The organism is Desulfatibacillum alkenivorans DSM 16219 (assembly GCF_900142135.1).
GTDB lineage: Bacteria > Desulfobacterota > Desulfobacteria > Desulfobacterales > Desulfatibacillaceae > Desulfatibacillum > Desulfatibacillum alkenivorans.
The window spans coordinates 184,277-197,883 of record NZ_FQZU01000007.1; the positions used below are offsets into that span (position 1 = coordinate 184,277).

A 13,607-nucleotide genomic window follows, 5' to 3' on the forward strand; every position below is an offset into this window, starting at 1 on the left:
GGATGCTTTCCATGGAATGGCAAGTCTGTTTGGGCGCTTTATTTGCAGCCCACTTCCTGAGCGAACTTGGCGTCCACGAATTTTTCCAGGTCGATTTTATCGGAAAGCACGCCCATCTGACCCGACATATAATCCTGGATAACCGCCAGGTCGTCGATTACAGGCATGAGTTCATCAGTCTTGATGCGCTGGATTTCGCCGGCCAGCACCCTTTCCATGATTTCTTTTTTCTGATTAAAAAACCAGGCGCCCACCGCGGCTGCGCCTTCGGGCTTCTGGGCGGCGTACCGGCCCGAAAGCTCCAGGCTCTTGATCAATTCCAACACCGCATCAGGATGTCCTTCCGTAAGTTCTTCATTCATGACCAGGACGCAGCAGGGATGATTGGGCCAGATGTCCTTGGACAGGGCGAACTCTTCGCCGTAGCCTTCCAGGATCGCCTGGGACCCAAAGGGCTCGGCCACAATAAAGCCTCCCACCTCGCCTTCTTCATCGTACTGGATGGCCATGGGCATTTGGCCGGGCGCCATGACTTCCAGCATCACGTCCTTGCCCGGAATCATGCCTTTTTCAGACATGAGCTTGTGCAGGAGCATGTGATGCACGGAAAGCTGATACGGGATGATGATGACCTTGCCGGCAAAATCCTCCAGGGTTTGGATGTTGGCGCGTTTGTTGGTGATGAGCACGCTGCCGGTCCTGTGCGTGAACATGACCAGCTTGATCTTTACGCCGGATTTGAAAAGGTCCATGGCCGTGGGCGCCAGGACGAAGGCCGCGTTGATCTCGCCGGCGGCCAGGGCGTCGGCCACCTGGTTCCAGCCGCCGATGCTTACGGTCTCCAAAGAGGCGTTGTTGAAGGTTTCGCCTCCCTTTTCCAGTTTGTACTTGGTCAACCCCAGGATCAGATGATCGGTGATGGGCAGGTGACCCACCCTGATAACAGTCTTGTCAGCCATGTTTATCCTCCTTGGATGAAATCCGTATCGTGCAATTATTGTTAACCCGGCCTGATCCGGGCCGGGCTAATTTACTCCTCAAAGCAAACCTCTATGGTAAAGCTGCCGTCGTCCGTGACAAAGGGAATCGCCACGATGGGATAGGTGGTGATGTGGTTGATGGAGTGGTTCTTGCCCGTCACCACCGTTGGTACGGCCGCATATAGCACTCTGCCCAGCTCTTCCAGCTTCACGCGCGCCTGGCCCGAAATCATGTTGCCGATTTCCCCAACCGCGTCCTTAATGTCTTCGTTCAGGCTGTCAATTTGCTCCCCCAGCATTTTGGAGACGATGGCCAGAGCGCATTCCTCCGAAAAACTGACCGACACCGTGCCCCGGGTGTCTCCCGACAGCCCGATCACGGCGGTCACGTCCCCGGTCGCCACCTCGTCCTGCTTGATGTACAGGTTCTCCGCCTTGGCCTTGGTCATGGCCATGGTGTCCAGCACGTTCAGGGTGGCTGTAATGAATGGGTTGATTACTTTAACGTCCATAAGACCCCCGTTGCCTTTGGGTTTTTCAGGACTGGCCCCGCAGGAGCCGTCTAAGTGATAACGTCCAGCACGTGTTCCATATCCAATAAAAGTTTGACGCCGTTATCCAGTTTGGCCATGCCCAAAATGTAATCCGGCTGAATGGTCGCTCCAAAGGACGAGGTGTCCTCGATCTGGGAGGCCAGCACGTCCTTGACCTCCGACACCGAGTCCACAATCACGCCCATAAAAACCGTTTTATCCGGACTTTCCATCTCCAGGACCACGATGCACGTGCGCTCCGTATAGTCCTGGGCCTCCATGCCAAAGCGGAGGCGGAGGTCCATGATGGGAATCACCTGGTCCCGAAGGTTGATGACGCCCTTGATGTAGCTGGGCGCCTGGGGAATGGCCCGGATGGGCCGCATGCCGATGATTTCCCGTATTTTCAAGATGTCCAGGCCGAACTCCTGGCCTTGAAGCGCAAAAGTAAGGTACTTTCCCTCCCGGGCGAGCATGGTCCTGCCCGAGTCCTGCTCCTTGGCGCCGCGAGGCTCCACCAGGGCGCGGGAAAATTCAGGGCTGGTCAAAGGTTTGGATGGGCGATCCCCGCAGGCCGCCTCCGCAAACCGGCAGTCCACGAATTCGTCCAGGTCAATGAGTTTGCCGATGCCCATGTCATGGACCATGTATTGCTGAATGACGTCCAATTCCTCCTTGGAAGGGTACAGGTCGTCCGTCCGGATTCCCATAGGGTCGGTGAGCACGTTTTTCAGGACAGGAACCTTCAACCCCACGGTTTTTTCCGGGTCCAGAAAATCCACGGCGATCCTGGCCGAGTTCTCCGGCCTGTTTTTGATGAACCTGCCCGCCGCAACCAGCAATTCATGGAATTCCAGCATGGCGTCCCCGTGGGCGTCCACCAGCTCCCGGCGCATGGCCAGGACGCAGCACGGATGATTGTTCCATATTTCCGAAGAAAGGAATTGCAGGTCCGTAAGGCCCGAGGCGATGGTCTTGGTGGCCAGAGGCTCCGCAACCATGAATCCGCACGTCCCGTCGTTGCCCTTCAAATATCCCGGCATATCCACAGGCGCCACGACTTCCAGGTTGACGTCGTAATGACGCCCGGCGGTGATCATCCCGGCGGACAGTCCAATGCCCGAAAAAAATTGATGGGTGAGCATGTGGTGGATGGACATCTTGTGGGGGATTAAGAAGGAACGTCCTTTGAAAAAATCCTTCCACGGCTCTTTGTAGCTTCCGTGTTTGCTGCGCACCATCACCGACCCGTTCCTGTGGGCGAACAAGGTCAGGCGAATGGGAACGTCAAACCCGAAAAGATCCATGGCGATGGGCGCCAATACGCAGGCGCCGTCCACGGTTCCTTCCTCCAGGGCCTGGCGCACCGGGTTCCAGCCGCCCATGCACTGGGTTTCCAGTTCAAAGCGTCTGGGCTTGAACACGCCGGACTCTATTAAATGCCTGGCCACGCCCAATACAAGATGGTCCGTAATCTGGATGTGGGCGATTTTCAGCTTCAGTTTTCCCGAAGCCGTAAACTCCGGGACCCGTTTGCCGGTTGTTTTCGGCTTTTCCCTGGCCCCGACAGCCTCAAGAATTCTTTCTTTCAGTTCCTTGGCCTGGAACGGCTTGGGAATGAACCCGGTGGCGCCCGCATCGCGCGCCGCCTGCTCCTGCGCCTTGTCTCCTTGGCCCGTGGCCATGATAAAAGGCAGGCCTGCTAAACGATCGTTTTTTCGCACCCATTGGAGAAGCTCCAAGCCCCCCCGGTTGGGCATGTTCCAATCGCTTATGATCAAATCAACCTTTTCCCCCTGCTCCAAAAGCGCGACGGCCGCATCTCCGTCTTCCGCCTCCAGAATATGTTCATAACCTATGGTCTTCAGAGCGGCGACTTCAATTTGCCGCGTCAGGGGAGAATCTTCAGCCAGAAGAATACGCATCTTCCGGTGGTCTTCAGACATTTTTTGCCTCCTGGAAAAATGAATTGCTCTCTCGGAAACATTCGGACAAGGCTCTTCGGCCGCAATGAAACAACCATAGAGCACAAAGCGTGCCGTTTTTGATGCATCACGATAAATCAATTGATATCAATTGATTATATGAGCAACTTCAGCGCCTTTCTGCTTGTTTAACAGGTTTTGAAGCCATTGATTTGGCGCCGCGTCAAAGACTTGGCAAAATTCCCGGGATTTTTATCGGGGCGAATTGCGGCGGCGTCCAGTTCCTCTGCGTTACGGCTTGAAAAAGACGGTTAAATGCTATTTTGGAACGGATTTTGCTCCGATTAGTTTCTTGCGTTTGCAAAATCCCATAAGCAGGATTTGAGGATCTTGGGTTATCCATGCATTTTTAGGAGATGGAGCATTTAAGAGGCTTGTTTTGAAAGATCAAAACAGATTCCTGATTTTAGTTCTCATTATGGCGTCCGTGTGTCTGCTGGCCACGGGCGTGTCCATCTGGATTTTGTACCATACGTCCATCAAAGCGGAGAGGAATCGCCTCATAGAAACCGCCCAAAGCCAGGCGCGGCTTATTGAAGCGGTTGGCCGGTTTGACGCCCAATACAGCAGGGACTACCCAAAAGGCTCCTTGGAGGCCACGCTTAGCCAGGTCCGGGACGCCCACGGCAGCTACAAAGGCTTCGGAGAAACCGGCGAGTTCACTTTGGCGAAAAAGCAGGGCGGCGTTATCCATTTCTTGCTTAGCCACCGCCATTTCGATCTGACCAATCCCAAACCCGTAAGCATGAAATCTGATTTGGCGATTCCCATGCAACTTGCTTTGAACGGCCAATCCGGGTCCGTCATCGCCAGGGATTACAGGGGCGAGATGGTTCTTGCCGCCCACGAGCCGGTTTTATCCTTGAATATGGGCATTGTCGCCAAAATTGATATGGCGGAAATCCGGGCGCCTTATATTCGGGCCATGGCGATCATCCTTGGCGCCATGCTCGGCCTTGTCATCGTGGGCGCTGCATTTTTTCGAAAAATCAGCTACCCCATAACAAGGCGCCTGGAGGAGCAAAACAAATCCCTGAACCGGGAAATCGGAGAGCGCATAAGGACCGAGGAGGCTCTTCGCTACAATGAAGAGTTTTTAAAGACCTTGCTGGACGCCATTCCGGTGCCTGTTTTTTACAAAGGCCGGGATGGGTTGTACCTGGGGTGCAATCTTTTTTTTGAAAAATTTTTCGGGCTGTCCAGGGATGAGGTCATCGGCAAGTCGGTTTACGATATCTTTCCGTCCAGCGGCGCCGAAACCTATAAAGCAAAAGATAATGATCTCATAGAGCACGGCGGCGTCCAGCAGTATCAAGACAAACTAACAAATGGCCGGGGGGAGCTCCGCGATGTAGCCATCCATAAGGCCGCCTTTTTGGACAAGCAAGGCGAAGTGGCCGGCGTCATCGGCGCTTTGAACGACATTACGGAATTGAAGCAAGCCCAGGAAGCCATAAAAAGCCGGGAGCTACTGCTCAACGAAATGGGAAGCATTGCCAAGATCGGCGGGTGGGAGCACGATCTGACTACCGGAAAGGCGATTTGGACGAAGGAAGTATATAAGATCATTGAATTGGATGAAAACCAAACCCTGCCCGGGCCGGACGAACATTTGGAATATTATCTTCCCGGAGACAGGGAAAAACTGGAGAAGGCTTACAATGAAACCATTGAACAAGGCCTTCCCTTTGATTTGGAGTTGCAATGCGTCACCGCCTCCGGCAAGCGCTTTTGGGCCCGCGCCATAGGCCGCCCGGTCTTTCGGGATGGGCAATGCGTCAAGCTAAAAGGAACCTTTCAGGACATCAGCGAACGGAAAATGGTGGAGGAGCGGCTTCGCCAGGCTCAAAAAATGGAATCCATCGGCCATCTGGCCGGGGGCATCGCCCATGACTTCAACAACCTCCTTTTCCCCATCGTGGGCATGGCCGAAATCCTCATGGAGGACCTTCCCGGGGACAGCCCGGAATTTGAAAACGCCCAGGTCATCTTCGAGTCCGGAAAACGGGGCGGAGAGCTGGTCAAGCAAATCCTGGCTTTCAGCCGCCAGACCGAACATAAAATGTCTCCCGTCCGCATCCAGCAGGTGCTGAAGGAAGTACTAAAACTGACCCGGGCCACCATTCCCTCGTTCATTGAAATGGAGGAGCATATCCAGGCGGATTGCGGCATGATTCTGGCCGATCCCACCCAAATTCACCAAGTGGCAATGAACATCATCACCAACGCCTTTCACGCCGTGGAGCAGGCCGGCGGCAAAATCATCGTCCGCCTCAAAGAAATTCTCATAGACGAAGAGGACGTGGAATATAACGCCATAGGCCCCGGCCGCTACGCCCTCATGTCCATTTCAGACAACGGCCCGGGAATGCCTTCGGACCTGATTAACAGGGTGTTCGAACCCTACTTCACCACCAAAGAGCAGGGAAAGGGGACCGGCTTGGGCCTGGCCGTCGCCTACGGCCTCATCAAGGCGCATAAGGGGGACATCCGGGTGTACAGCGAGCCCGGCCAGGGAACCGCCTTTAATGTTTATTTGCCCCTGATGGAAAAAATGGAGTTTAAGGAGCAGCAGGAGCCCAAAGAAGTCCATCCCACAGGCCATGAGCGGGTCCTGCTTATCGATGACGAGGCCCCTATCATCAAACTGGAAACCCAAATGCTCCAGCGTCTGGGATACCAGGTGACCGCTCGAACCAGCAGCTTGGAGGCCCTGGAAGCCTTTCAGGCCATGCCTTATAACTTTGACCTCATAATCAGCGATATGGCCATGCCCAATATGACGGGCGATCGATTGGCCGAGGAGGTCATCGCCGTCAGGCCGGACATTCCCATCATCATCTGCACCGGTTTCAGCGAAAGGCTGAACGAAGCCGACGCCGGCGCCAAAGGCATCAAGGCCTTTTTGATGAAGCCCGTCATCAGGTCCGAACTGGCGCAAATCGTGCGCCGGGTTTTAGACGCCGCCAAACCGGGGTAATCGTTTTGCACCGTAGGAATGAGGGAGAACGGCGGCCATGCGGAGGAGGGATTCGGGGGCATGACCTGGTTTCCCTGTCTTCCTTGGCGAGCGATGGCGGCTTTTGCGGAATAATCCCAAAAAAATTTCACGACCGGGCAAATCCATGCCCTGATTGTCGTTGACAAAAGTTCCGCCCGTCCGTAATATAAAAAATCGAGCACTCGCTCGAAAAAAAGGCCGCGGAGAATGGATGCAACCGCATTTACTCCCAAGGCCTGTTTCCTGGATTAGATCCGTACCCACACCGATAAAAAGGAGAACGCTCCATGTTAGACCATTTGATGTCCCCTATAAAAATCCGCAACCTGGAATTGAAAAATCGGTGCGTCATCCCTCCCATGGGCACCAACTTGGGAAATCCCAACGGAACCGTCACCGAAAAGAATCTGGCCTATATTAAACGCCGCGCGGAAACGGGCGTCGGCCTGGTGATAACGGAGATCGTGGGGGTTCATCCGTCTGGTTGCGTGGGCCTGGGCATTTTTGACGACAAATACATCCCCGGATTGACTCAAATGGTTGACGCGATTCACTCGGCCGGAAGCAAGGCCGCCCTGCAGTTGCATCACGCGGGGCGCGAGGCGCCGTTTCAGTTGCAAAAGGGCAAGGCCCTGGGCCCCTCGGCCATTCCCAGCTTCGTCTACGGCCAGCCCCCCAAGGAAATGACCAAGGACGACATTAAAATGATCATCAGCGCCTTTGGCGACGCCGCGGTGCGCGCCCAGGCCGCGGGCGCCGACGCGGTGGAAATACACGGAGCCCATGGATATCTGCTGACCCAGTTTATGTCGGTCCACGCCAATCAGCGCACGGACGAGTACGGCGGGGATTTCAAGAACCGCGCCCGGTTCGTCCTTGAAGTGGTGGAGGAAGTCAGGAAAAGGGTAGGGGACGACTACCCCGTCCTGCTCAGGATTTCCGCCGAAGAATACATCAAGCACGGCTACACCGTGGATGAGGTCCTTACCATTCTGCCTGAGCTTATCGGCGCAGGAGTCGACGTGCTCCACGCTTCCGTGGGAACCCACGGCAGCCCCGGCGGCATCACCAGCGCCCCCGTGGAATACGAAGCCGGCTGGAACATCTGGCGCGCCAAGAAAATCAAGGAGGCCGTGGACATTCCGGTTATCGGCGTGGGCCGTTACACCGATCCCCGGGAGGCTGACAAAGCCATCGCCGACGGCGACGCCGACATGATCGCCTTCGGCCGCCAGGTTCTGGCCGACCCGGATTTCCTGGTGAAAGCCCAGGAAGGACGCTATGAAGACATCCGCACCTGTCTGGCCTGCAACCAGGGCTGCATCGAACGCCTGATCCTGGAAATGGGCTCCAGCGTGCGCTGCGCCATCAACCCGGAAACCGGTCAGGAAACCCTGGTTCCCAAAGGCCCCGCGGAAAATTCCAAGGACGTCTGGGTGGTGGGCGCCGGCCCCGCCGGCCTTACGGCTGCTTACGAAGCCGCTAAACTCGGCCACAAGGTCACCCTGTTTGAACAATCCAACCATCTTGGCGGCCAGATTCAGTTCGCCCGCCAGGCCCCGCATAAGGAAGTCTACGGACAATGGATCGACTGGCTGGCTGCCCAGGTGAAAAAAGCGGGCGTGGACGTGAAAACCGGCGTAACCGTCACCGAGGACATGCTAAAAGAAAGCAAGCCCGAAGCCGTAATCCTGGCCATCGGCGGACGCAAGATCACGCCCGATTTTCAGGGACAGGACCAGCCCACAGTCTGCGACGCCTGGCAGGTGCTGAATCAGGAAGTCCCTCCCGGCAAAAACGCGGTTATCGTGGGCGCCGGCCTCATCGGCATGGAAACGGCCGATTTTCTGGTTCAAAAGGGCTGCAAGGTCACCTTGCTGGAAATGCTTAAGCAGTCCCCGGTGCTTAAGATTACCGGCCACGGATACCAGTTGCATAAACGCATGCGCGAAGCCAACGTCATGTTCCTGTTCGGCGCGGTCCTGGCCGCTGTGGACGGAGACAAGGTGACCCTGCGCTTTGACGACAAGGAAGACGTCCTGGAAGGCGTGGACCAGGTGGTTCTGGCTGCAGGCATGAAGCCGCGCGAAGACTTGAAGGAAGCCCTCATGAACCTGGGAATCCAGCATGCTGTGGTGGGCGACGCGGTTCAGGTGCGCCGCATTATCGAAGCCACGGACGAAGGCGCCAAGGCCGCCTGGGCGCTCTAATTCCTCCCTAAACCAATCAAAAAATATTTCGGGCGAACGGAACAACTCCGTTCGCCCGATTTGCTTTTCGCCCCGGCGCCGCCGTTTCTTATGCATTCCTATGCTCTGAGTGTGAATGCATATTGAACTATTTGAGAATAATTCAATTCCTTGCATCCGGAAGGCGGCTGAAAACCATAAATGATGAGGGCGGCCGCGGCCGCAATGATTTTTTTCACCATTAATTCCTATCACAAAGGCTATCATTCCTTATCCAAAAGAGGGCTGGGGGCGCCGCAATGGGGGCAGATTTTCCAGCTTTCCTCCAAAAAGGAATGACACGAGCGGCAGCGCAGCACCAGAGCCGCGGCGCAGTGAGGGCAGTAATTGAATCGTTGCGCCATGGCGTGATTGCAGGCCGGGCAAAGGATTTCCAGGGTGTTTTGCGGCCCCAACACCCGCAGGACCTCTTCACAGGTGGAGATTCCGGCGCGCACCTTGTCCATGGAGTCTTCCAGGATGGTTTTCATATTAGCCTGGCTGGCGGCTCTCATGAGTTCGGCGTCCGAGGCGCCGGAGTGGACCATGCGCCGGAATTCCGAGTCGAACTCCAGCACTTCGTACACGCCTATTCGGCCTTTGTATCCGCCGCCATTGCATTGGGGGCAGCCCCGGCCTTTTTTGGGGGTGAAGTCAAGGCGCTCAGGATCCAGCCTTAGGGCTTTCAGCACATCCGCATCCACTTGGGCGTCTTCCATGCAGTGGGGACAAATTCTCCGTAAAAGGCGCTGGGCGATAATTCCGGTCAGGGCCTCGCTCATGACGTAGGATTTAATGCCCATGTCCCGAAGCCGGATAATGGAGGCTATGCTGCCGTTTGTATGAAGCGTGCTTAAGACCAGATGCCCGGTCAGGGCGGCGTGAAAGGCCACCTCGGCGGTCTGGAAGTCCCGGATTTCGCCCAGCATGATCACGTTGGGATCCTGGCGCAGGATGGACCGGAGGATGGTGGGAAAGTCCAGGCCGATTTTCTCCCGCACGTTCACCTGCTCGGCCATGCCCATATGGTATTCCACGGGATCTTCGATGGTAGTGAAGTTTTTGGTTATGGAAGCCCCCCTCCTGAGCATGGCGTACAAGGTGCTGGTTTTGCCGCTGCCCGTGGGGCCGGTTGCCAGGACCATGCCTTGAGGCTGGCGGATGAAGCGCAGGATTTTCTCCATGTCCATGGGGGTGAGGCCCAAATCCTCCAATTCCTGGCTGGCTGCGCTTTTATCCAGAATGCGCAGGACGATTTTCTCCCCGTTCACCGTGGGCAGGCTGGAAATCCGCATATCCACGGTCTTGGTGGAGGCTTTAACCGTCACCCGGCCGTCCTGGGGCTTGCGGCGTTCGGTGATGTCCAATTCGCTCATGACCTTGATCCGGGATACAATGGGCGGATGCATGGCCATGGGAATGCGGATTTTTTCCTGCAGCAGATCGTCGATCCGGTATCTTACCATCAAATATTTGGTCTTGGGCTCGATGTGCACGTCCGAAGCGCCGTGGCGCAAGGCGTCCGAAATAATGGAGTTGACGATGCGGATGGCAGGAGGCTGATCCTTGCTTTTCAATAGCTCGTCCACGTCCACCACATCATCCTCCTCCAGGATGATTTCAATGGTTTCCGTGGGATCCATCAATTCGATTTCCGATATCACGGAGTTGAGGGACGATTCGCCCCCATACAACTCTTGAACTTTACTCCTGATTTCCTCCTGGGTCGCCAGGGCGGGCTTGATCGGCATGCCCGTTAAAAAACGGAGTTCGTCGATCTTCACCAAATCCGTGGGGTCGGCCATGGCCGTTACTAGCTGGCCGTCCATTCTTTTCAAGGGGACCAGTAAATGCTTCTCGCAAATTTCCGAGGGAATGAGCGAGGCCAGCGGCGCCGAAGCCGTGAACTCGGCGGGATTCACCCGGTTGACCTTAAGCTCCTCTTCCATGACGTCCATGATGGTTTTTTCGTCCGCCAACTTCATTTCCATCAATATGGCAGGCAGGATTTTGTCGCTCCTGGCCTGGACCTGCAGGGCCTTTTCCAAATCCTCCTTGGTCAACAGGTTGCGTTTCACCAGCATGCGTCCGATTTGGCTGCGGTTGGCGCTAAAGCATTTGGTGAGGGTCTTGATTTTCTTGCTCTGTTCTTTCTGGCGATTTTTTAAATAGACGTTTTCCTTGATCAGGTCGTACTGCTCCAGGGCCAGGCCCACGGTGATGCGCAGGTCATCGTCGTTCCAGGGTTTGGTGATGAACTTGTACACCGCGCCTTCGTTGATGGCCCCCATGATGGCGTTTACGTCCGCATGCCCGGTGAGCATGATCCGTATGGTTTGGGGATAAAGCTCCTTGACCTTGCGCAGCAGGTCCGCGCCCTGCATGCCCGGCATGCGATGGTCCGAGACGATCACGTGCACCCTGGCCGCCTTAAGCGTTTCAAGGGCCTCCTCCGCGGACTCGGCGGTTAATAAACGGTAGTTCTCCTTCCGGAATATCCTCCGCATGGCCTTCAAAACATGGGGCTCGTCATCAACAAACAGGATGGCGTACCGGCTGCTTTCCTTTTTCAGGGAGGTGACTTCCTTTGCTTCCTGCGCTTTTCCGCCCATAAATAGAGAGGCTAATTTTGGCATTCCTCTTCTCCGGCTTCGCATTCCATGTCAGGGTTCTCCTTTGGGATTTTTATGGTGAAACAAGTTCCTTCCCCGGGCTGGCTGTCCGCTTTAATGCTCCCATGGTGCCTGGCGATTATTTTGTAAGCCACATTCAAACCAAGCCCGGTGCCCTGGCCCACCTCCTTGGTGGTGAAAAAAGGATCGAAAATGCGGGAAATATTTTCCGGGGCGATGCCCGAGCCCGTGTCACGGATCTCAACTACGGCGAAGTCCTCTTCCATATAGGTTTTAATATGGATTTCCCCGCTGCTTTCCATGGCCTGCACCGCATTGACCAGGAGGTTCATAAACACCTGGCCGATTTGCTGGGGATAGCAGGGAACCTCCTCCATGCTTCCGTATTCCCGTTTCACCAGGGTTTTATATTTGAGTTCGTTGCGGACAATATTCAAGGTGGAATCCATCACCCGATTGAGATCTGAATATTGGATTGCATGCTTTTCCGGATGGGCGAAATCCTTCAGGTCCTGCACGATTTTTTTAATTCTGTCCGCGCCGTCCATGGACTCGTCCACCAGAGTCAGAATGTCGTCCAGCAGAAAATCCACGTCGATGTCCTGTTCCGTTTTCCGCACTTCGTCCAATTTTTCCTGCACCTGCGCCGGGATGCAGTCTCCTGTGTGGCTGTCGTGGATAGCCTTTACAAGGTCCCGATACTTACTGAAAAGCAACTTAAAATCCGCGCCGTATTCCTTTAACGAGTTTAGGTTGCTGGATATAAATCCCGTCGGATTATTGATTTCATGGGCCACCCCGGCGGCAAGCTGCCCAATGGAGGCCATTTTTTCCTGCAACAGAAGCATTTCCTGGGTTTTTCGGATTTTCTCGGCCTTTATTTCCACTTCCTTTTCCAGGGTCTCCGCCAAGCGGCGGTATTTTTGCTCCGACTCCTCCAGCATGGCGTTGCGCCGCTCCAGGGCCTGATACGTGTCTTCCACCACCTTGCCGTGCAGGCCCATGGTCATGAGGACCTGCTGATTCATGGTCATGAATTCCTTTAAAATGGAGAATATCAATAATTCCACTGGGCGGGTCTCGGGTTTGGACGGCCCAAGCCCTAAAAAGCCCACCGCTTCCGCTTCGTGCATCAGCGGATACAACCGGACAGGCCCTTCCGAAAGCTCCAGCAGCATGCCTTCTTCAGGACAGTCCTTTACCGCCTTTTTCAAAAGGGACAGGTCCTCCTTTGTCAAAGGGTGGAATGAAAAATAAGCCTCCCCATCGGGGTGAAGAATGATGGATTTGTCCAGCCCAAGCCGTTTCAGGTGACACGTCCCTTTTTCAATAAGAGGGGCGGGGAGCAACTGGGTAACGTCATACTCCCGGTCAAAATCTCCCAGGCCGTCGTCATGATCCAAAATGTATTTTTGAGAATGCATTGCATCTCCTTTTTGACGCCCGTCCTCTTGCTGCATTTATTTTATCTCCGGCCCTCTAACAGGCTCAAAAAGTCTTCTTCCGCCATGTCGAAATTCTTTTCCAATCCGTGCATCCGGTCCAGGGATTGGTACGTCGCACTCAGTATTTGCTGAAAAGTCTCCACAACGCCCAGGCCTTTCAGGGCCGTTGCAAATACCAGGGGCAGGCCCGTGGGGCTCCAGCGGGCTGACACTTCGTCCTCCGGCTCGATGTCCCGCAAGTCTCTTTTGTTGTATTGAATCACCAATGGCAGGGAGTCCAGGTCCAGGCCCACCCTTTGGGCGTTGTTCTCCAGATTGTCGAAGCTCTCGAAGTTGCTCATGGATTGGGTCAGTTGGGAGTCCGCCACAAACACCACGCCGTCCGCCCGGGACAAAACCGCCTTTCGGGTGGCGTCGTGGGCCACCTGGCCGGGTACGGTGTACAGCTTGATTTTGGCCAAAAAATTGCTCTTGGATCTCGCCGCCAGGGGAAGCAGGTCGAAAAAAAGGGTCCGGTCCCCTTTGGTCTCCAATGTCAGCAAATCGCCGCGCCGGCTTGGATTGACGACGTCGTGCAGACGCATGAGATTGGTGGTCTTCCCGCTCAGCGCCGGACCGTAGTACACGATTTTCACCACCATTTTCTTCCCGTTCTCGTCAAATTGCGCCATGCATAATCCCTTGTCCGGTTTCTAAGGCTGTTTGTGCAGAATTCGTGGAGTCGCCGGTTTCAAATCCTTCATTATGTGAAAAAATTGTGGAGAATGCTTCCCTAAGCTATACCTCCCGGAATTCTGTGCTA

The 13,607-nt window shown here is 55.1% G+C and carries 8 protein-coding genes; 2 read left to right on the forward strand and 6 right to left on the reverse strand.

Annotated elements, in window-relative coordinates:
• Positions 1 to 38 precede the first annotated feature (38 nt).
• The 3 genes from BUE18_RS08545 to BUE18_RS28695 all read right to left on the reverse strand — a co-directional run bounded on the left by BUE18_RS08545 (position 39) and on the right by BUE18_RS28695 (position 3,459).
• Positions 39 to 959, reverse strand: coding sequence for an ABC transporter substrate-binding protein (locus BUE18_RS08545; RefSeq protein WP_073474858.1), 921 nt, complete (start codon positions 957 to 959; stop codon positions 39 to 41).
• Positions 960 to 1,030: 71 nt separating this feature from the next.
• Positions 1,031 to 1,492 carry a chemotaxis protein CheX gene (locus BUE18_RS08550; RefSeq protein ID WP_073474860.1) on the reverse strand — a complete coding sequence of 154 codons (462 nt, stop codon included), beginning with the start codon at positions 1,490 to 1,492 and terminating at the stop codon, positions 1,031 to 1,033.
• A gap of 50 nt (positions 1,493 to 1,542) precedes the next feature.
• Positions 1,543 to 3,459, reverse strand: a complete 1,917-nt coding sequence (locus BUE18_RS28695) for a chemotaxis protein CheW (RefSeq protein WP_073474862.1) — start codon at positions 3,457 to 3,459, stop codon at positions 1,543 to 1,545.
• 418 nt (positions 3,460 to 3,877) lie between these two features.
• On the opposite strand from BUE18_RS28695, the gene BUE18_RS08560 reads away from it, so the two are divergent.
• Both BUE18_RS08560 and BUE18_RS08565 read left to right on the forward strand, forming a co-directional pair.
• On the forward strand, positions 3,878 to 6,478 hold the full coding sequence (locus BUE18_RS08560; protein ID WP_073474864.1) for a PAS domain-containing hybrid sensor histidine kinase/response regulator: 2,601 nt from the start codon (positions 3,878 to 3,880) through the stop codon (positions 6,476 to 6,478).
• Positions 6,479 to 6,786: 308 nt separating this feature from the next.
• The gene (locus BUE18_RS08565; RefSeq protein ID WP_073474865.1) at positions 6,787 to 8,709 is read left to right on the forward strand and encodes an FAD-dependent oxidoreductase; all 1,923 of its coding nucleotides are present in this window, start codon (positions 6,787 to 6,789) and stop codon (positions 8,707 to 8,709) included.
• Positions 8,710 to 8,951: 242 nt separating this feature from the next.
• On the opposite strand, the gene BUE18_RS08570 is transcribed toward BUE18_RS08565, so the two are convergent.
• From BUE18_RS08570 to BUE18_RS08580, 3 genes are read right to left on the reverse strand one after another with little or no spacing between them, the layout of a single operon-like run.
• Positions 8,952 to 11,363: an ATPase, T2SS/T4P/T4SS family gene (locus BUE18_RS08570; RefSeq protein WP_073474867.1), complete on the reverse strand. Its 2,412-nt coding sequence runs from the start codon at positions 11,361 to 11,363 to the stop codon at positions 8,952 to 8,954.
• Entirely contained in the window at positions 11,351 to 12,784 is a 1,434-nt protein-coding gene (locus tag BUE18_RS08575; RefSeq protein ID WP_073474869.1) for a sensor histidine kinase, read from the reverse strand. Before BUE18_RS08575 ends, BUE18_RS08570 begins: the two co-directional genes overlap by 13 nt.
• A 41-nt stretch (positions 12,785 to 12,825) precedes the next feature.
• Positions 12,826 to 13,476 carry a GTP-binding protein gene (locus BUE18_RS08580; RefSeq protein WP_073474871.1) on the reverse strand — a complete coding sequence of 217 codons (651 nt, stop codon included), beginning with the start codon at positions 13,474 to 13,476 and terminating at the stop codon, positions 12,826 to 12,828.
• Positions 13,477 to 13,607: the final 131 nt, after the last annotated feature.